Source organism: Erwinia sp. BNK-24-b (genome assembly GCF_047456155.1).
Taxonomy (GTDB): Bacteria; Pseudomonadota; Gammaproteobacteria; order Enterobacterales; family Enterobacteriaceae; genus Erwinia; species Erwinia phyllosphaerae.
In genome coordinates, this window is the sequence record NZ_CP179901.1 from 2,542,812 (window position 1) to 2,559,225 (window position 16,414).

Below are 16,414 nucleotides of genomic sequence, written 5' to 3' on the forward strand. Positions count from 1 at the left end.
CAAAATTTATCCTCTTTCTTTGGTCTACCCTGTTGCTCAAATTGTTGTGTCATTTCATACCAACCCTACCGACTTGCGGCGCTGATACTCTGAATAAAGCCACTGTGCCGGCGTTACGGAACCGAGCACGCGAGCATCCGGCATCCAGCGCATTTTTAAATCGTTACCAGTGGGCTGGTCATTTACCGGAATCACGTCGCGCTTAACTTCCAGACTGACGACCGGATCTGGGATGCTTTGGCCGGCGGCGACCTTTTTCGACCATTCGTCCAGCTGCTTAGCGGCGTACTTCTCAACTTCAGCCTCGCTGAGCTGGCGCTGGTACATGGCGCGGCGGGTATCGCAGACAATCCAGTACATAACCGGCTTCGACCAGGGGAAGCGCTCCGCACCGCCAGTGTGATAACCCTTCTCGCGGCTGTAGCGGTGAAACTCCTGCATGACCTCATCCACGGTTACGCCGAGGATTACCGAGCTGTCTTTGCACCAGCTGATGAACTTGCCTGGTGACGGCCAGAAATCGGAGTTACTCGCCCTGGCGTGCCTGACGCCTGCGGCCAGCTGCTCACGGGTTTTGATGCCGTTCTCAGCGAAGGCAGCGATCCACTGGCGTTTCGTGGTTTTCTCCTCGGCTTCACCGCGCAGGCTTGTACTGACCGCCGCAGGGAAGATTTGCTTCAGCTGTCGAAAAAGCGAATCAACCAGCGTTTCAGCCTCGCTGCTGATTACTTTCTGAGGTTCATAGCGCCCGCCAGCCATGCGAGCCATAGCGGATGCATCACGATTGTTAATCGCCTCTACGAGTTGCAGGCTCATAGGAAATCCTCCCAGCCTTCAAGGCTGTTCCAATGTGGTGTTTGCGTAGTGGATTGTTGTTGCTTACGGGATTGAAACTTCGGCTTAAACAGACCCTGATAGCCGTTTGCGATACTGGTGTTGATTACCTCTGCCGGGTCATGGCCTTCATCAAAACATTCTTTCAGGAGGCTGAAAGCCTTGGTAACCGTCATGGCTGTCTTGATCGGCTTTTTAGACTGGCTGCGGTACTGAACCCATTCTTCCCAAGCCTTCTGGTTTAGCCACTCAGGAACAGGAACCTTAAGCGGATTGAAACCCTTCGATTCCCCTTTGGGGACTATAGGGGCTTTAGGTTCATTGACTGGTTCAAAAGAGTGACTGGTTCTGGGTGACACTGTGTCACCAGGGGGTGGTGACTCTCTGTCACCAGGGGGGTGACTCTCTGTCACTACCCGTGGTGACTCTCTGTCACCATCTAAACTCAGGTGGTAGATGTTGCTGGAGTTCCCTTTTGGTCCCGGCCGATACTCTTTTCGCAGGAATCCAAATTCGCAGAGATCGTCAATATGGCGCATTACCGAGCGCTTACTGATTTCACACTGGTCAGCAATATGCTGGTATGAAGGCCAGCACTCGCCTTTATCGTTGGCGTTGTCAGCCAGCTTAATCAGCACCAGCTTTCTCAATGGATTGCCAACGGTGATGCTCATGGCTTTAGCCATTAAATTCATGCTCATGGTGACGGCCTTACTGTGTTGATGGAGCAATCCCTGCGCGGTACTCAGCCAGAATGCGGTTAATTTCCTCGGACGTGTCCATATACAGCAGGAGATAATCTCCTTCACCGCCACGGTTAAATTCAGCATCCACCAGCAGTTCAACCAGGCGACGAGCTTTCTTGGCGCTGAACTGCGGCATAGCGTCGCTTTTTGTCAGCTTTTTCTTTCCGGCTGCGCGGGCTTTGTCCATCTGCGCCAGCGCTACTGATTCCGCTGCGGCGCCGTGCTGCTGGGAAAGAGCAACTGCCGTTGTCGGTGCCACTTCGCCGGATTTGACCATTGCGATCAGGCCATCGCCACATTCCAGCAGTTGCAGGTGATAATTCACATCAGCTACCGAACGCTTAACTTTCTTCGCTATCTCCGCAGCCTCCCAGCCCTGATTGCTGAGGCGCTGGTATGCTGCTGCCCGTTCCAGCGGGGCCAGAGCCTTACCCTGTGAGCTGGTGACCATGAAGGCAATGCGGTCGGCTTCATTGCCAACAAAATCCTTGCACTCCAGCCTGGCAACTTCATGCCCGGAATCGGTAGCCATCTTTGCGCCGTAATAGCGGTGATGGCCGTCAATAACTTTCACGCCCTGCTCCGTTACCTGTACTGCAAGCGGTGGCACAAACTCACCAGCGATAAATGCATCGCGGAATTCAGCAGCGTGCTCCTGGTCTATCTCGCGGACGTTGTAGCCCGGTTCGACGTACAGCTCGCTCAGTGGAACCAGAAACGTTTTTTTAACGGTCGTTTCGGTACCGTTTTTGTCTTTTGCCTTGTAAAGCAGTGATAAAGAACTCATAATTACTCCTGTGAATTGATCCAGTCTTTTCGCATCAGGCCTCGAAACTGTTCCCGCAGTTCGGGGCTTTTTCTTTTGTCATCTCCAGTTGCAGCCGCGAGTATTCAAGCTGTATCCAGATCAAATGCCGGTAGGTTTCCAGCGGCATTTTCTTTTCCCCGCGCATCACAAAGTCCTCTACACCACTGGCGGCGAGAGTTTCCATAATTTCCGGGTATTTTTCGGTACGGCGAAGGACTGTCGAGTCAGCCACTTCAAGCAGCTTTGCGACTACTGACTGACGGGTGCTTGTTAAAGCCTGGTGAGCGGTAGCCAGAAGATAGCGGCCAATAAACGCAATGTTTGCTGATTTGCGTGGGTTTGCGTGTTCCATTTAATAGTATGTCCGTGTTGGTTAGTTAGTTACGTGTCGGCACCGTGGAGTGCCACATTTGAATGTTTCCCCGCGTTGTCGGCGGGCTAAATTGTGTAAAGAGCGGTATTGCTAAGCGGCTTGAATATCCCGACGAATACTTGGGAAATTCTTTAACTCTTCTGCTGAAACGCTGCCATCTTCATGGACGATGACCGTAATGTTTCGGTTTGACGAAATAGCTTTAAAAATTGCACTTTGGTACACACCCAGATCTTGCGCGGTCTTGGTTTGTCCAAACTGCTTTGCATAGTCTTTTAACTTAATACGCTGCTTCATAAGCTCCTCCTTAGCAGTTAACTCATTATCACCGCTAGAGGTAAAATAGTCAACACCTGCGGCGTTAGTGAAATATCCCATGCGGTGATAAATTTTGCATATGACTAATAAAAAGAAACCTCTATCTACTGAACAACTCGAAGACGCAAAAAGACTTAAGGCGATCTACGAGAGCAAAAAAAGCTCATTGGGTATATCCCAAGAATCAGTTGCGGACGCGCTTGGCGTAGGGCAATCAGCCATTGCCTCTCTGCTAAATGGAGTTAACGCGTTAAATCCAAGTAACGCTGCGGCTTTGGCTAAGGTTCTTAAGGTAGGTATTGATGAGTTCAGCCCATCTTTAGCTGCAGAAATAGCGGACATGTATAGGTCGATTGGCGAGCATAAACCCATTACGACCCACTACGATTACCCCCTATTCACCTGCGTGCAGGCTGGCCCCTTCTCTGAAGTGGGTAGCTACACCGCCAGCGACGCAAAGGCCTGGGTAGCGACAACTAAGAAGGCCAGTGAAAGATCGTTCTGGCTTGAGGTTACGGGTCACTCAATGACCGCTCCGCAAGGCGTCCGGCCAAGCTTCCCGGAAGGCATGCTGATTCTGGTTGATCCGGCAGAGACTGTGGTTTCTGGTGACTTCTGCGTGGCTGCGGCCAACGGAGATTCAGAAGCAACCTTTAAAAAATACGAGAAGGATGCCGGGGTAAGCTACCTGGTGCCACTAAACCCGGCATACAGAACCATCGACTGCGATCATAGCATCCGTATCATCGGCAAGGTGGTTAAGGCGCAGTGGCCGGAAGAGACTTTTATCTAAGGAGCAGTAATGTCCATTTTCCTGAAAATCTCAGTACCTATGCTCTGTATAGCAGGGGTTATGTTTCACCTGGCCTATAAGAGGAAAAACAAAAATTTTCTCATCCCGGGTTTTGCATTGCTGGTTTCGGGTTTGCTTAATGCGGGGATTGGCCTGACCACAGGTTAGTGGCCGGAAGAGACGTTTGGGTGAGATGAGGTCGCAAAGATGCGGCCTTTTTTCTTGCTAAAATACAATTTGCACGTTTATACGTACATATGATTTAATGCTTGTACATTCACAACACGAGCAAATTGCAATGACTGATATTAGCGAAAAAAAAATCGATAACACCCCAGAAGGGAAAGCCAGAGGTGGCAAGGCCAGGGCTGCCAAGATGACACCAGAAGAACGAAAAGAATCCGCTAGAAAAGCAGCAGCAGCAAAGAAGGAGTTAGCCTCCCTTCCAGAAGCAGCATATGGATCACCAGATGAACCGCTTAAAATTGGTGATATTTCTTTAGAGTGCTACGTATTGAATGATGAAAATAAAACTCGAGTACTAGCAGCTGGAGGCGTTGGTAGCGGGTTGGGTTTTCATCCCGCAAGTGCGTCAGCGCGTTTAGTTAATTTAGTCACCAGCGACAGGGTTTTACCTTTTATCAACAATGAGTTAGTTCACCAGCTGCAGAACCCCATAAAATTTAAATATCCATCAAGCAATGTGATAGGAATGGCTTATCCAGCCACGATCCTGGCGGATATTTGTGACGCAATTTTAGCTGCACGCAAAGAAGGAACATTACTCAAACAACAAGCCCATATTGCCAATCGAGCTGAGATTCTCATTCGAGGGTTTGCACGCGTTGGTATTGTTGCTCTTATCGATGAAATTACAGGCTTCCAGCGGGACAGAAAGCGCGACGCCCTGGCTGCAATACTTGAAAAATATATTTCTAAAGAAATGCGACCATGGCTTAAAACCTTTCAGCTGGACTTTTTTGAGGAACTTTGCCGAGTTTGGGGGTATAGCATGCCTGAAAAACCAGGAGCTTACCCACCAGTTTTTGCTGGAGTGATAAGGAATATCGTATATGACAGACTGGCACCTGGAGTAAGGACACAACTTCAGGAAATCAAAAAGAAAAGGGGTGGGAAGTGGCATCAGTGGCTAACTGGCAACGCTGGGTATAATGACCTTACCCGGCACCTTGGCGAACTGACAATGCTCCTAAGAATGACTCCTGATGGAGAAAAAGAGCGGTTTATAGAAACTTTAGATAAATTCAAGCCCGTCCTTACTGTTGAGCAGTTAATCGAGGCTGCTGACAGCAAAAAAAAGTGATATTCACCCCGGCCACCGCGCCGGGTATTTTGTGCTCGCTATATTAATAGCCCGCCCCGAGTGGGCTTTTTTGTACTCGGTGCCAGCCCTTTCGCTACCAGCTTGATTAGCATCAATGCCCGCCCGGCCAAAACATCTATCATACAACCTACAAAAAACGATACACGCTACCTTTGCCCGCAGTCTCCTGCGGGCTTTTTTGTGCCTGCGGTTTGCCATTCCGCGCTGCTGTATGCCCGTCTAAAAAAAAATCTCCTTGAAATTCAACTTAATAATTACCACGAGAGATATTTTATCTCCTGCGGTGTTGACTAAAAAACCACTTGGAGTGATACTAATTCCCATCAGCAGGACGCTGGCAGTTACGAAACGGATAGCATGCTCTTTAACAACATGCAGCGCTGACAAAGCGCGAGACAACCAAACGAGATGGGTTTGGGGTGACTGAATTGCAGCGTGAAAAAGCGCAACCGTGAAGATCAGCGCCACGGCACTTACCACCAAAGTTATTTCAGGAGGCACCATGACAACTATCACTTATGGCAGTTCTGTAAAAGAAACAGCAAAGACTCGTCGCCATGCCCGCCGCCGCGCGGTAGCAATTGAGCGTGGAAAGTTGGAAAGCATTATCGATGAGGCATTCGGCGTTGAGGCTGTAGAGACCGCACCGGTAGCGGTTAAGCACCTTAGCCGCGTACTGAAAGCAGTAAACGCGCCGACCGTACGCAGTAAGCCGCAGCCGAGCGCTGAAAACTTATGCCTGGGCAGAGTAGCTTTATATGCCGCCGGATTCCGTGAAATACGGAAAGGGGCGGCCCATATAGTGAAATGAGATTGTTCAAATGCGCGTTGAAGGCAGCTGCTTAAGACGCAGTAGAAAGCCCATTAATTTCGGCAAGCCCTTCATGATTAATTTCGGGATTCGCCTGATCTACGGCTCTTGATATGGTGAGTAAATCTTGCAGTTCTGTTAGAAGGATAGCCGCATCGGATTTTAGGACATTATCAGAATCAGCGGATTCAATCACCGTATTGATAGCCTTGTTCGCGCTTTCAATCATCTCTGTTACGCCGCCCTTCTTACTGACGGCTAAGACAAGGGCACTTATCAGTAACGATTGTGCTTCTACACGAGCCGTAAGCTGCTTAGTTTCAGCATCTATTTTTGAGATTTTAGCCAGCATGCTCAGAACAACATTTTTCATACTACCTCCCTTGCAAAAGATGAATTTTACTCTAGCAGCATCCAGCTACAAGACAAAAAATCCTAAAAATTTTCCAGTATAAGCTTTAGGACGCCACAACCCATTAATATTCATAAGCTATTTTGTTCCTTAGAGAAACAGACTAAATTCACCCATGAAATTTTCATGATGGATAAAAATCCAAATCGTTATTCTGATAGTACCTAGTGATGTTATTCCCTAACCCACACGTTCTTTTGTTAAGGTTTTTCATGCCGGTATCTCATTGCCCCTTCATTAAATGAGTATCGATTTATAGCCCTTTTACTTAGGAGTCACTAATGCAAATAATTGTTGCAGGGGCGGCATACGATCGTCCTTTCCATCCTATCAACACTATCCAGTATCACCGTTCTAACATCTTGACTAGCGCCAGCTTTACCCCCCCGCCTCGCAAAAGCTGGCTGCAACGCCTATGGGAGAGCCTTCGCCTGGAAGGGCGTTTATGAATGGGTATTTGACAGGGAAACCATAAAGACTGCCCAGAAATAATAATGGCATTTGGCATCGTTTATTAATCCAGATGAATGAATTAATAAAGAAGTAACAATAAATCAGAGACAGGGCACATCAAAAACATAACCCCTTGATAGTTAATAATATACCTTTAAACGAAGAATACAAATTGATACAACTTCAATAAATTTACTCTAACAGAATAGTAGTAATTGCCGATAAATATTTAGGCATGGTTTTTCAAAACTAACGTTGGGAGCAATTACATGTACATAGACATTTATCAAAGCAGCAACGTAAATAAAAAATTTATTATAGTCCCGTCCGGCTCGATTTTTGAAGTAGAAAGTTTTGGGCCCGAGGCAAAAGACTTTACCTCACCCATGCCTTTTATTAAAAAATTTCGTCTTGACTCTGGAATTATTGGATTAAATGCGGAAGAGGCGAGAACTAATCTTGCACGAAAAGGTTTTCACATCTTTTTGTAGAAATGATTGTAATAGCCCTTACAAGCTTATCAATTCAAACCACCCAAGCGGTGGTTTTTTTATACCGAAATGCTAGGAGTTACCTGTGTGTGCTATCGCAGATAAAGCCTTTGAACGTGAAGAATGGGAGCGCACGTTAGCGCTGAAGAATCGCAAGCTGCCAGAACCGCCCTCGCCTGTGTGTAAGAATGGCGATTGTGGTGAGAAGTCGCAGCCAAGCGCAAGCTATTGCTCGCCAGAGTGCCGGGAAGATGCAGAACGGCTGACACGGGCAGAGAGGCAGCGGAGAGTTGCCTAATGGACGCGCTGACTGAAAACGCGTTGCGGTCAGTCGCCCGAAATTGCCGATCGGAAATAGTCAAAGCTACCGCGGGCAAGCCTCGATCAGAGCACGACCGCATTACCACCATTCTGTTAGACAAATACACCAAACTAATCACCGCGCTGCCGCCTGGCAGATACCCTGCCAGACAATGGCTGGTCTACTTCGTGCGCGTGGTGGATAAGGAGATGAACACATGAGAGGAAAAAATGAATGAGCTGGCTCTTTTCGCAGGCGCTGGCGGAGGAATACTCGGTGGACACCTCCTTGGCTGGCATACAGTTTGCGCAGTTGAACGTGATGCCTACGCCGCACAGGTTCTGGCGCAGCGACAAAACGATGGAATTCTCAAGCCTTTCCCGATTTGGTCTGACGTGTGCAGTTTTGACGGAAAGTCATGGAGGAGAATTGTTGACGTCGTTTCTGGCGGATTTCCGTGCCAAGACATATCCGCCGCAGGAAGCGGAGCAGGAATTGAAGGATCACGATCTGGATTATGGAGACAGATGGCAAGAATCATCGATGAGGTTCGACCTCAATACGTTCTCCTGGAAAACTCACCTCTGCTTGTGGGAAGAGGACTTGCCATGGTCCTTGGTGACATTGCCGCGATGGGGTTTGATGCGGAATGGTGTTGTATTTCAGCATCTGAGTGCGGAGCGTCCCATAACCGAGACCGCATCTGGCTTGTTGCCTACCCCACGGGCCAGCATGGGAAGTCATGGGATAGCCTGGTGCAGGGCAAGAACGGGGGAGCATCGGCACAACCTGGAGGATTACCTGGCCTGGCAGCATTTGCTGGAAGGCGGCGAGGAAACGCCTGGCCTGAACGCCTGCCCCGATTACGTCGAGTGGCTGATGATGTGGCCTTCGGGGTGGACAGACTTAAAGCCCTTGGAAATGGACAAGTTCCGCGAGTGGCAGCAACAGCATTCTCAATTCTGAAGTAATCACCCACCCCACATCGCAACCAAAATGAGATCAATATGAACATCGCTACTATCGCTATAACCCCCGTGCTGATTAATCGCGAGGGAGTGCAACAACTGCTTGGCGGAATTTCTCGTACCACTTTTTACAATAAGCGGAAAGAGTGGGCTCAAAAGAACACGCCCTTTCCGCCCGAGGTATCAGAGCTAAAGCCAGCCAAGGGCGGAGCACTTTTCCGCTACGAAGAAGTGATGAAGTTCTGTCACGCGATGGGCTTTATCTCTTCAGAACAACATTGAACCTTGTCGGCCCACAGTTCAGCGGCTGCAATCTGCTCTTTGATGTAATCATGTTGATCGTAAACCGCCAGCATCCCCGCCAGTTTATGCCCTAATATTTTCTCAGAAACATGCGGCGCAACGCCTAACTCTGCCATTTTTGTCTTGCACGTCCTGCGATGGTCGTGAGTGCTCCAGTCTGAAATTCCCATCACATCACCAATCTGACCGGCGAGCGAAACAAGCACGCTGTTAGCCATTGGCCTGTCTTCTCTTATAGCGGCTGGCGGAAAAACAAAATCAAAATTTGGGTACAGAGCGAATGCCTCTTTTAGCAGCGTTACGGACAACGCTGACAGCCCTCGCTTAAATGCCACCCGCGTTTTAGAATTCTCTTCCCGCACTGACCATACTTTCCGGTACAAATCAAAATCAGCCTTTTTAGCAAGCCTCAGTTCTACCCCACGGCACCCGCTCAGAAATACTAACTTCATAAAAAGCTTGTTCTGATAAGCCATGCTGGTTTTATCTACGGAATGCCAGTACAGCCCTATTTCATAATCATTGAAATTGCGGCTTCGCGCTTTTGGTGCTGATCCAACGTCAGACACTGACAAGGTGGCTAATACATTCCGGCTGATCCTGTTACGACGCACAGCATAATTCAGGATCTGCTTCATTTTAACCAGAACGCCCCCGGCCATTACCGGCGCATCGTTTTCAGCAATTCGCGAGAAAACAGATTCCCAGTGAGACATTTTCATATCATCGGCAATCATTTTTCCGACATAGGGTATTACGTGCCGTTCAAGAGCTCTTCGCCAGTATTCGAGCTTTACCAACTTTTCGGCTGCCGGGCTGTCGAGCCATTCATTCACCAGCTCGGAAACATTCGGCGCAGAGATTGAATCCTCCAGGCGCATCTTTTTGGCAACAGAAGGGTCTTTGCCGTCAGCTACTAACTTCCGATACTCTTCTGCAGCATCGCGAGCCTCACGAAGGGAGATAACGCCATAGCGGCCAATCTTCATGCGCTTCAGCGCGCCACCAATGCGATATCTCAGCTGAAATGTGATTACTCCTTTAGGGCTGATCCTGGCGGAGAGTCCACCACCATCGGGCATTTCATCTGGCCCATCGTAAGGCTTACCGGCTATTTTTCTGAGCTTTGTATCATTAAGAGGCATAGTATCGTTTTTGGTACACAGTTTGGTACACAGATACTAACGCACGAACCTGAACAGGGATAGACGAAGTTGAATGGTAGAGGTTGTTAAATTTTGATTTTAAAAGGAATTTTTATTTGTCGATGAATGGATATGGATGGGGATGAATGGGTGTAGTGGCTTATACGCAAGGCTACATACAAAAGTTAGTTTATTTATATATCAGGCGGTTGTCTCTTAAAATCAACTCACATTTGTCAATTTGGAACACAGCCTGGTACACATAGTCAAAAGCCTGCCGTCGGCAAAAACCTTTGAAGGAGTAGTATCTTACACCTCATAGCAACAAATTGCACGGCGGGTCGGTAGAAACAACCTGCTGACCTGTTTTCTTTAGTACGCTGGCGGCACATTAACGCCTCTTAATCCAGCTTAGAGATAAAAGGGACGAACAAACATGGCTATCACCTCTACCGAGCACCTCTGATCCCACTTTGTAAGAAATCCTAAAACCCTCTTCTTTTTATCCCTCGCCGCTACAGTTAAACAACATAGCAAACTTATAGAGAGTATCTTTTATGAAAAGCCAACTGGCCTTTGAGAGTAAAAAGAGTCGTGCAATCGCCATTATGAAAAAGAAAGGTATGTGGCCTGAGCTCTACGCGCCTCCTTGCCATGTTTTTTTATGGAAAATGGGCGTTGCTGTAGCGCCACCGCCCTTCTCCTCTTTTTGGAATAATTTTTTATGTTTTACAGGCGTGAATACACCGTTCTGGGGCATGGTTATGTGGGTTGTTTTCTGGAAAGGTAAGCGTGAAGATCTTCTTTCTGCAACGGTGACAATTCTTACTGTTGGGCTAGTCTGTGGACTCGTTATGGCAGCGCTGGAGTTATGGCGAGGCAAAGCCAATCATCTTCCAGCATGGAGCGAAGTCTAGCGTGCTTTTGATTGTTGTCCTTTGTCCGAATCTACTTAGCCCACCATCGACTGTGGGCTTTTAATTTGTACAATTTCTGAACCATGCAATCGCCGCGCTGCTCCTTACTGCTTCCTCTGTGTTCTGAGAAAAAGAACGTATGGTTAGCTCTGTAAGAATATTTGCAGGGGTTAGCCCAGCGTTTCTTGCAAGCAAACCGCGTACGGCTGCTCCGAGAGCACATTCGACATCTTCCAGCCTGTCAGTATTTTTTAGGGTCATACTTAAGGTACTTACTCCTGCAACTGAATTTAGCTCACTACAAGAGCTTTTTTGCGACGCATCAGGCCAACAATCTAAGCACCGATAATACTTTTATCAGGGGTAAGTTATCCATTTAATAAAACTAAAGGGTGATGCCGCAACGCCGTTGATATATCGCGTTTTCGGCGCAACCACCTGCACATACAGGTCGGGAGCCATGAGCGCCGTTATGTTCAAACTGCCAGATTGGTAAATCGGCATTTTCTTCTCCAGATAAAAAAGCCCACCGGTCAGGTGGGCTGTATTGAGACAGGGAGAGCCTTACGCGGCTCGCCTGATGACGTAAACCGCCTGCTCGCCGCTGAGGATTTCTTCCATCTTCGCGGCGTCGGTAATCTCTTCGCCGATCTGGTAATCAGCAAAGGCGATGTCCGTGCATACAAAGCTTTGGCTGACCTTCACGATTGAACTTAGGCGCGCCGAATTCATCGGTTTGCTGCCCTATGTGGTAAAGCTCATGTTCGACTAACGCACAGAATTCAAGATCGGTGCATTGTGAACAGAAGTCACCAGCCAGCGTGATGATGTAATCCGGCTTGTGGCCGAACCACTCGTAGAGCTGCTGCTCCATTCTGGCCTTTTGCCATCCACCAGTACGCATCATTACCTCTTCCGTCTGGGCGAGAACGGTACGCCCTTGTTTAGTGAATGCGGTGGACACCCACATGAAAGCAATTTCGGCGTCTATCAGGTGAGCATGGTCAGGGGTGTGCAAGTCGCCTTCACCGTCGAGGATGTTCTCTGTCACCCACTCATAATGCCGGTTGCAGGAATCAGCTTAATGTGGGGTGTAAATTCGTCAACGAAATCTTGTGGAGGGATGGGTCTGTAAACAATGCTAGTCTCAGGCATTATTGATTCCTGCGTGTCATCCCGCCTAAAGGAGATATCATGGATTTTTGCTGTGCTATACCATCCGATCATCAAGCTATTGCTGCACTTCACATTAAAGCGAGTCAGGAAGCCTATGCGGGCATCCTGCCGAATCACTACCTGATGGACATTTTGCCAGAGATAAAATCCAGGCTCTGGGAGGCCCGAGTAGGTAATGGCGTTGACAGAAAGTTGATACATCTCCTCCTCGCTAAGGAAGGCACCACATTAGCTGGATTCGCTTGCTTTAATTTCAATGAAGAAACTGAATTTGGTACATATCTGCATAATCTTTATGTTGATTCAGATTATCGGCGCAATGGTGTGGCAAGACGTTTGTTGTCAAAAAGCATTATCAGTCTTCCAGTTGAACGGATTGAATTACCTGTACACCTTTGTACATATACCAACAATTTCAGGGCCCGCTTATTTTACGAAAACCTTAAGGGCCAGGTTATTCAACAAAATGTAAACATGATAAAACATCTTCCTGAAATCAGCGTCACTCGCTACCAATGGCCTGGTGCGTGCTTTTTATACAATGCTCTTGCCACTAATGACCTATAGCTAACATAGCCTGATAAATGCGTTCAAATCGATGAGGTACTCGCGACAGAAGATTTCTTGTAGTCGGTGAGCGCCATTTAATTTCCTAAGGAGATTTATGTCTTACTCGTTTGGTGACATCACTATCCATTTTACCATGGCGCAAGGTGACACCTTTGTGGCATCCTGGGATGGTGGACAATCTGCAAACAAGGACTGGAATTTATTCATTGGATGGATTCATCAACAAACAGGCATAAACAAGGAAGAAATAAATAAATCCGCGGCTAAATGCTACGGCTTAACTGATGCCGGATAATCATCATCAGGCGCACTCACAAATGCACCTTGTGATGGTCAGGCTATTTAAAATAATTTACACCTGATCCAAAATTTCTCCATATTTTAAATGCAATATTTCCTATAAAAGGAGAATTTATGGAAAAAATCATTATTTCAGCGCTTTTATTAACCAGCTTTGCTGCATCTGCCGATTATTCAGAATGTGAAATTGTTAATGGGCAAATTTTTATCTGCGGTCTTCCGGCACAGTCAGAATCAGTCCCTGTAAAGCAATCTGATGATTATTACTACGACTGCTCGATTATCAGTGGGTCGGTTTTTTCATGTAAATCATGGGCACAGGCGGAAAACGTGCCAGTCCTACAATCTGATGGATATTACTCTAGTTGCTCAATTGTTAACGGGGGCGTCTCTTTTTGCGCTTCGGTGTATCAGGGTAAAGCAATACTTTTCCGTGATTAGATGATGAAGTCTCGCAGGTGTGGGGCTGATAGTGCTGTAATGCAGAGATCAATTCTTCTTAGGAATTGTCATGTTTTAATAAATGAAAAACTCAGGCAGTAGATGCCAGTACCGGCGCTGCCAGGCTGGCCAGTATCGGGGTGCGTTGCGCCGGAATGTAGACGGTTCGTGTAGTCGAGCAACCTGCCAGCAATATCAGCAGGGATAGCGAGGCTGCACGTAGGCTGGTTTTTGAGAATGGTGCGATACTCAATCTCTTTCTCCTGCGTGTTGCCGGTGATGGTTGCCGCATACTGCTGCGCGGTAGCCGCTATCTCGTTGGCGTGCTGAAAGTTGAAAGCCTGTGATGAAATAATGGCTGCCTGACTGGTTGTCTGGTTCTGAAGCTCTTTTACGCTGTCCTGGGCGGTAATTGCTTTGCCGTGGTAATACAGCAGCGCCCATATCAGGAACAGCGCGGTAAGGATCAGAACGAGCACGGCAACAGCTGACCACTTAATTCGGCTTAAGATCATCGGTGCTCTCCGCCAGGCAGAGTGAGCGCTCCCTGTTACGGCGGGTTGACAGAAACAGCTGGCTGCCTGTTTTCTTTAATGCGATGGCCAGCCATTAACGCCTCTTGATCCAGCTTAAGGATAAAAAGGGTTCATCGTCATCAAAAGCTGCCCCCTTTCGCCCGCCTGGTAGCACAGCATTGTAAAAAATCCTAAAAATAAAACAGTTTTGACTCCTGCTACTATAATTAGATAACAGGGTAAACTATGTGGGATTATTTTTATGAACAGCCATATTGCCTTTGAAAGTAAAAAAAGCCGTGCGCTCGCCCTTATGAAAAAAAAAGGTATGTGGCCCAGCCTCTATGCACCGCCTTGTCACGTTTTCTTGTGGGAACTAGGTATCAGCGTGGCGCCACCTCCTTTCTCTCCATTCTGGACAAATTTTGCGTGCATAACAGGCGTAAACACGACGTTCTGGGGAATAGTAATGTGGTTTGTTTTCTGGAAAGGTAATCAGGAGGATCTTCTTTCTGCTACGTGGACCATCCTTACCGTCGGGGTTTTGTGCGGGCTTTTTATGTCAGCCTTAGAATCCTGGCGGGGAAAGGCTAACAACCTTCCACCCTGGAGTGAGGTTTAGCGTGCTGCTTATTGTTACCCGCTGTCCGCATCCGCTTAGCCTACAATCCACCGTGGGCTTTTTAATGGGTAAGGTTCTGAAACCACTCAATGACAGCGCTGTTGCTTAAACTTGAGAAAACTTAATATCCACTCCGTCAGCCGTCTGGTGCTAAAGGCAGAATTTTAAGAATACGAAGGTCTTACAGAAAAAAAGTGGTTGCAGGTTGGTATGATGTCCGCACTGCACGACTCGCTATTGTGAAATTTTTCAATTGCCAAGGGTTAGGTTTGAATTTAAGAATACTTTCATTAATTACCTGCTCGCGACATCCACCTTCACGATTAAATACATTAATTTTTTATATACCGGGAGCGAGCTTTTACAGCTCAAAATTAAGAAATCATATTTTGCTGTGACGACACATAAAAATGCCACGGTATTGTTAACAAAATCTTATAATAATCACTTAACTTTTGAGTAGCGTTACCGGAACTGAAATCCAGCTTCCAATAGCTGACTGCACGACAGCCCGGTATACGGCTTCTGGTAAATCTTTACCGATCGACGGGGCTCTTTCATCCAGATAGGCAATGAACAAGTTTTTCCGTCCGCCGCTGCTCAGGTAAATGTTCAAATTATCTATAAGGTATCCTGTCTTATCCCATGTACTGGTCGCGCTATTGGGCCAGGATCCACCTATCGCCTTCAGGACGGCCCATTCTAAAGCTTTACCTTCCAGCGCATCGGTTTGTACAGTTTCAGTCAGCATACTTTCCCCAGAAATCCTGCCCTCTGGACAGGAAACAATCACTCATTAACAGGACGATATTAATCCATATTCCTGTACTGTTTTCACCCCAATATTGCGATAGCAATATATATTCAGATTTTGACCATATGAATGCCACTGAATATTCCGCTTTGCTTAAGATCCCTGAAACAGAATTTTCTTATTTAATTAAATTATTCTTTATTGTTGCTTCCTTAATAAATTATTGCTGATATCAATAATATAACTTCAGGAGTACCAGCCAGCAGACAGGTCGATGACGACGAGATTTGAACAGCCCTGTCAATCAGATACCAGTCGAACCCGTATTGCAGTACCTTGCCGAGCCATGCCTGGAGGGGATGTTATTTGAGAGCACCCAGAGCATGCCTGAAGCGACGTTACCTGAGAGCACGCAGAGCATGCCTGAAGCGACGTTACCTGAGAGCACGCAGAGCATGCCTGAAGAGACGTTATCCGAGAGCACGCAGAGCATGCCTGAAGCGACGTTACCTGAGAGCACGCAGAGCATGCCTGAAGGAACGTTATCTGAGAGCACGCAAAGCATGCCTGAAGTGACGTTATCGAGAGCACCCAGAGCATGCCTGAGGGACATTATCTGTGATCATACAGCCCATGGCTGAAGGGGCATTATTGTCACCACACAGAGTTGAAGAGGTCGCCTCAGCATAGCCATTAACTTGCCCTCTTAGCTCTTTTCATTGTGGCTATGTGGAAAGAGTGAGGATAGTGACATATGTTAATAGTCAGGCACCGATCCGAGTTATCTGAAGAAGGAAGGTAAATGAAAATAACTGTGACGTTTGAAGATACCGGTATTGAAGAGGAGCATGATTTTGATTCTAAGCCTCGCGCCGGGGAGCTGGTAACGTTAGTGCGCAACGGGAAAGAAGCAGACTATATCGTTATCACTGAGCCTGATCCGGACCATACTCATGACAATGGAAGTACCGGGCATCCGACAAAGGCCACGGTTCGGCCAGCTTAACAACCGGGTTTG

24 protein-coding genes and 1 pseudogene are annotated in these 16,414 nt (G+C 47.5%); 13 read left to right on the plus strand and 12 right to left on the minus strand.

Annotated features, from left to right (window positions below; all coding sequences use genetic code 11):
* Positions 1 to 54: 54 nt before the first annotated feature.
* From ACMGGR_RS11400 to ACMGGR_RS11420, 5 genes are all read right to left on the minus strand, one after another.
* On the minus strand, positions 55 to 816 hold the full coding sequence (locus ACMGGR_RS11400; protein WP_414146901.1) for a replication protein P: 762 nt from the start codon (positions 814 to 816) through the stop codon (positions 55 to 57).
* Entirely contained in the window at positions 813 to 1,535 is a 723-nt protein-coding gene (locus tag ACMGGR_RS11405; RefSeq protein ID WP_414146902.1) for a helix-turn-helix domain-containing protein, read from the minus strand. Before ACMGGR_RS11405 ends, ACMGGR_RS11400 begins: the two co-directional genes overlap by 4 nt.
* 10 nt (positions 1,536 to 1,545) lie before the next feature.
* Entirely contained in the window at positions 1,546 to 2,367 is an 822-nt protein-coding gene (locus tag ACMGGR_RS11410; RefSeq protein ID WP_414146903.1) for a ParB/RepB/Spo0J family partition protein, read from the minus strand.
* Positions 2,368 to 2,401: 34 nt separating this feature from the next.
* Complete coding sequence (locus ACMGGR_RS11415; protein WP_414146904.1) at positions 2,402 to 2,740, minus strand: hypothetical protein; 339 nt, start codon at positions 2,738 to 2,740, stop codon at positions 2,402 to 2,404.
* Positions 2,741 to 2,851: 111 nt separating this feature from the next.
* A complete protein-coding gene (locus ACMGGR_RS11420; protein WP_414146905.1) occupies positions 2,852 to 3,058 on the minus strand; it encodes a Cro/CI family transcriptional regulator in 207 nt (68 codons plus the stop codon).
* A 100-nt stretch (positions 3,059 to 3,158) separates the two neighbouring features.
* On the opposite strand from ACMGGR_RS11420, the gene ACMGGR_RS11425 reads away from it, so the two are divergent.
* The 3 genes from ACMGGR_RS11425 to ACMGGR_RS11435 all read left to right on the plus strand — a co-directional run bounded on the left by ACMGGR_RS11425 (position 3,159) and on the right by ACMGGR_RS11435 (position 5,196).
* Complete coding sequence (locus ACMGGR_RS11425; RefSeq protein ID WP_414148954.1) at positions 3,159 to 3,872, plus strand: LexA family protein; 714 nt, start codon at positions 3,159 to 3,161, stop codon at positions 3,870 to 3,872.
* A 9-nt stretch (positions 3,873 to 3,881) separates the two neighbouring features.
* Positions 3,882 to 4,040 (plus strand): hypothetical protein, encoded by a 159-nt coding sequence (locus ACMGGR_RS11430; protein ID WP_414146906.1) that lies wholly within the window; start codon positions 3,882 to 3,884, stop codon positions 4,038 to 4,040.
* Between the two features lie 130 nt (positions 4,041 to 4,170).
* A complete protein-coding gene (locus tag ACMGGR_RS11435; RefSeq protein WP_414146907.1) occupies positions 4,171 to 5,196 on the plus strand; it encodes a P63C domain-containing protein in 1,026 nt (341 codons plus the stop codon).
* A gap of 240 nt (positions 5,197 to 5,436) precedes the next feature.
* Here the strand turns inward: ACMGGR_RS11435 and ACMGGR_RS11440 are convergent, their stop codons facing one another.
* Positions 5,437 to 5,721: a hypothetical protein gene (locus ACMGGR_RS11440; RefSeq protein ID WP_414146908.1), complete on the minus strand. Its 285-nt coding sequence runs from the start codon at positions 5,719 to 5,721 to the stop codon at positions 5,437 to 5,439.
* On the opposite strand from ACMGGR_RS11440, the gene ACMGGR_RS11445 reads away from it, so the two are divergent.
* Positions 5,720 to 6,028: a regulator gene (locus ACMGGR_RS11445; protein WP_414146909.1), complete on the plus strand. Its 309-nt coding sequence runs from the start codon at positions 5,720 to 5,722 to the stop codon at positions 6,026 to 6,028. The genes ACMGGR_RS11440 and ACMGGR_RS11445 overlap by 2 nt on opposite strands.
* Positions 6,029 to 6,059: 31 nt before the next feature.
* Here ACMGGR_RS11445 and iraP read toward each other — a convergent pair whose 3' ends face one another.
* Positions 6,060 to 6,401 carry an anti-adapter protein IraP gene (gene iraP, locus ACMGGR_RS11450; RefSeq protein WP_414146910.1) on the minus strand — a complete coding sequence of 114 codons (342 nt, stop codon included), beginning with the start codon at positions 6,399 to 6,401 and terminating at the stop codon, positions 6,060 to 6,062.
* A gap of 1,280 nt (positions 6,402 to 7,681) precedes the next feature.
* On the opposite strand from iraP, the gene ACMGGR_RS11455 reads away from it, so the two are divergent.
* Genes ACMGGR_RS11455 through ACMGGR_RS11465 form a run of 3 tightly spaced genes read left to right on the plus strand, consistent with a single transcriptional unit; the run spans position 7,682 to position 8,935 of the window.
* Positions 7,682 to 7,906 carry a hypothetical protein gene (locus tag ACMGGR_RS11455; RefSeq protein WP_414146911.1) on the plus strand — a complete coding sequence of 75 codons (225 nt, stop codon included), beginning with the start codon at positions 7,682 to 7,684 and terminating at the stop codon, positions 7,904 to 7,906.
* 9 nt (positions 7,907 to 7,915) lie between these two features.
* The gene (locus ACMGGR_RS11460; protein ID WP_414146912.1) at positions 7,916 to 8,656 is read left to right on the plus strand and encodes a DNA cytosine methyltransferase; all 741 of its coding nucleotides are present in this window, start codon (positions 7,916 to 7,918) and stop codon (positions 8,654 to 8,656) included.
* 36 nt (positions 8,657 to 8,692) lie between these two features.
* On the plus strand, positions 8,693 to 8,935 hold the full coding sequence (locus ACMGGR_RS11465; RefSeq protein WP_414146913.1) for a helix-turn-helix domain-containing protein: 243 nt from the start codon (positions 8,693 to 8,695) through the stop codon (positions 8,933 to 8,935).
* Here ACMGGR_RS11465 and ACMGGR_RS11470 read toward each other — a convergent pair.
* On the minus strand, positions 8,899 to 10,101 hold the full coding sequence (locus ACMGGR_RS11470; RefSeq protein WP_414146914.1) for a tyrosine-type recombinase/integrase: 1,203 nt from the start codon (positions 10,099 to 10,101) through the stop codon (positions 8,899 to 8,901). The two genes, ACMGGR_RS11465 and ACMGGR_RS11470, sit on opposite strands and share 37 nt — an antisense overlap.
* 557 nt (positions 10,102 to 10,658) lie before the next feature.
* Between ACMGGR_RS11470 and ACMGGR_RS11475 the strand changes: the two genes are divergently transcribed.
* Complete coding sequence (locus tag ACMGGR_RS11475; RefSeq protein WP_414146915.1) at positions 10,659 to 11,018, plus strand: DUF6404 family protein; 360 nt, start codon at positions 10,659 to 10,661, stop codon at positions 11,016 to 11,018.
* Positions 11,019 to 11,688: 670 nt separating this feature from the next.
* On the opposite strand, the pseudogene ACMGGR_RS11480 reads toward ACMGGR_RS11475, so the two are convergent.
* Positions 11,689 to 12,173: pseudogene (locus tag ACMGGR_RS11480) on the minus strand (putative metallopeptidase); the annotation flags it as partial.
* A gap of 39 nt (positions 12,174 to 12,212) precedes the next feature.
* On the opposite strand from ACMGGR_RS11480, the gene ACMGGR_RS11485 reads away from it, so the two are divergent.
* The 3 genes from ACMGGR_RS11485 to ACMGGR_RS11495 all read left to right on the plus strand — a co-directional run bounded on the left by ACMGGR_RS11485 (position 12,213) and on the right by ACMGGR_RS11495 (position 13,505).
* A complete protein-coding gene (locus tag ACMGGR_RS11485) occupies positions 12,213 to 12,761 on the plus strand; it encodes a GNAT family N-acetyltransferase (RefSeq protein ID WP_414146916.1) in 549 nt (182 codons plus the stop codon).
* A 97-nt stretch (positions 12,762 to 12,858) separates the two neighbouring features.
* Positions 12,859 to 13,059, plus strand: a complete 201-nt coding sequence (locus ACMGGR_RS11490) for a hypothetical protein (RefSeq protein ID WP_246759122.1) — start codon at positions 12,859 to 12,861, stop codon at positions 13,057 to 13,059.
* A 119-nt stretch (positions 13,060 to 13,178) separates the two neighbouring features.
* Entirely contained in the window at positions 13,179 to 13,505 is a 327-nt protein-coding gene (locus tag ACMGGR_RS11495) for a hypothetical protein (RefSeq protein WP_246759121.1), read from the plus strand.
* 68 nt (positions 13,506 to 13,573) lie between these two features.
* On the opposite strand, the gene ACMGGR_RS11500 is transcribed toward ACMGGR_RS11495, so the two are convergent.
* Positions 13,574 to 14,020, minus strand: a complete 447-nt coding sequence (locus ACMGGR_RS11500) for a hypothetical protein (protein ID WP_414146917.1) — start codon at positions 14,018 to 14,020, stop codon at positions 13,574 to 13,576.
* A gap of 262 nt (positions 14,021 to 14,282) precedes the next feature.
* On the opposite strand from ACMGGR_RS11500, the gene ACMGGR_RS11505 reads away from it, so the two are divergent.
* Positions 14,283 to 14,642, plus strand: coding sequence for a DUF6404 family protein (locus ACMGGR_RS11505; RefSeq protein WP_414146918.1), 360 nt, complete (start codon positions 14,283 to 14,285; stop codon positions 14,640 to 14,642).
* 448 nt (positions 14,643 to 15,090) lie between these two features.
* On the opposite strand, the gene ACMGGR_RS11510 is transcribed toward ACMGGR_RS11505, so the two are convergent.
* Positions 15,091 to 15,393 (minus strand): hypothetical protein, encoded by a 303-nt coding sequence (locus ACMGGR_RS11510; protein ID WP_246759118.1) that lies wholly within the window; start codon positions 15,391 to 15,393, stop codon positions 15,091 to 15,093.
* A 307-nt stretch (positions 15,394 to 15,700) separates the two neighbouring features.
* Positions 15,701 to 16,009 (minus strand): hypothetical protein, encoded by a 309-nt coding sequence (locus ACMGGR_RS11515; RefSeq protein WP_414146919.1) that lies wholly within the window; start codon positions 16,007 to 16,009, stop codon positions 15,701 to 15,703.
* A gap of 189 nt (positions 16,010 to 16,198) precedes the next feature.
* On the opposite strand from ACMGGR_RS11515, the gene ACMGGR_RS11520 reads away from it, so the two are divergent.
* A complete protein-coding gene (locus ACMGGR_RS11520) occupies positions 16,199 to 16,402 on the plus strand; it encodes a hypothetical protein (RefSeq protein ID WP_414146920.1) in 204 nt (67 codons plus the stop codon).
* The last annotated feature ends 12 nt before the right edge of the window (positions 16,403 to 16,414 follow it).

Coding starts and splice junctions, on each gene's coding strand:
- ACMGGR_RS11400 (WP_414146901.1), bottom strand. CDS start 816: ATGAGCCTGCAACTCGTAGAGGCGATTAACAATCGTGATGCATCCGCT.
- ACMGGR_RS11405 (WP_414146902.1), bottom strand. CDS start 1,535: ATGAGCATGAATTTAATGGCTAAAGCCATGAGCATCACCGTTGGCAAT.
- ACMGGR_RS11410 (WP_414146903.1), bottom strand. CDS start 2,367: ATGAGTTCTTTATCACTGCTTTACAAGGCAAAAGACAAAAACGGTACC.
- ACMGGR_RS11415 (WP_414146904.1), bottom strand. CDS start 2,740: ATGGAACACGCAAACCCACGCAAATCAGCAAACATTGCGTTTATTGGC.
- ACMGGR_RS11420 (WP_414146905.1), bottom strand. CDS start 3,058: ATGAAGCAGCGTATTAAGTTAAAAGACTATGCAAAGCAGTTTGGACAA.
- ACMGGR_RS11425 (WP_414148954.1), top strand. CDS start 3,159: ATGACTAATAAAAAGAAACCTCTATCTACTGAACAACTCGAAGACGCA.
- ACMGGR_RS11430 (WP_414146906.1), top strand. CDS start 3,882: ATGTCCATTTTCCTGAAAATCTCAGTACCTATGCTCTGTATAGCAGGG.
- ACMGGR_RS11435 (WP_414146907.1), top strand. CDS start 4,171: ATGACTGATATTAGCGAAAAAAAAATCGATAACACCCCAGAAGGGAAA.
- ACMGGR_RS11445 (WP_414146909.1), top strand. CDS start 5,720: ATGACAACTATCACTTATGGCAGTTCTGTAAAAGAAACAGCAAAGACT.
- ACMGGR_RS11440 (WP_414146908.1), bottom strand. CDS start 5,721: ATGGTGCCTCCTGAAATAACTTTGGTGGTAAGTGCCGTGGCGCTGATC.
- iraP (WP_414146910.1), bottom strand. CDS start 6,401: ATGAAAAATGTTGTTCTGAGCATGCTGGCTAAAATCTCAAAAATAGAT.
- ACMGGR_RS11455 (WP_414146911.1), top strand. CDS start 7,682: ATGGACGCGCTGACTGAAAACGCGTTGCGGTCAGTCGCCCGAAATTGC.
- ACMGGR_RS11460 (WP_414146912.1), top strand. CDS start 7,916: ATGAATGAGCTGGCTCTTTTCGCAGGCGCTGGCGGAGGAATACTCGGT.
- ACMGGR_RS11465 (WP_414146913.1), top strand. CDS start 8,693: ATGAACATCGCTACTATCGCTATAACCCCCGTGCTGATTAATCGCGAG.
- ACMGGR_RS11470 (WP_414146914.1), bottom strand. CDS start 10,101: ATGCCTCTTAATGATACAAAGCTCAGAAAAATAGCCGGTAAGCCTTAC.
- ACMGGR_RS11475 (WP_414146915.1), top strand. CDS start 10,659: ATGAAAAGCCAACTGGCCTTTGAGAGTAAAAAGAGTCGTGCAATCGCC.
- ACMGGR_RS11485 (WP_414146916.1), top strand. CDS start 12,213: ATGGATTTTTGCTGTGCTATACCATCCGATCATCAAGCTATTGCTGCA.
- ACMGGR_RS11490 (WP_246759122.1), top strand. CDS start 12,859: ATGTCTTACTCGTTTGGTGACATCACTATCCATTTTACCATGGCGCAA.
- ACMGGR_RS11495 (WP_246759121.1), top strand. CDS start 13,179: ATGGAAAAAATCATTATTTCAGCGCTTTTATTAACCAGCTTTGCTGCA.
- ACMGGR_RS11500 (WP_414146917.1), bottom strand. CDS start 14,020: ATGATCTTAAGCCGAATTAAGTGGTCAGCTGTTGCCGTGCTCGTTCTG.
- ACMGGR_RS11505 (WP_414146918.1), top strand. CDS start 14,283: ATGAACAGCCATATTGCCTTTGAAAGTAAAAAAAGCCGTGCGCTCGCC.
- ACMGGR_RS11510 (WP_246759118.1), bottom strand. CDS start 15,393: ATGCTGACTGAAACTGTACAAACCGATGCGCTGGAAGGTAAAGCTTTA.
- ACMGGR_RS11515 (WP_414146919.1), bottom strand. CDS start 16,009: ATGTCCCTCAGGCATGCTCTGGGTGCTCTCGATAACGTCACTTCAGGC.
- ACMGGR_RS11520 (WP_414146920.1), top strand. CDS start 16,199: ATGAAAATAACTGTGACGTTTGAAGATACCGGTATTGAAGAGGAGCAT.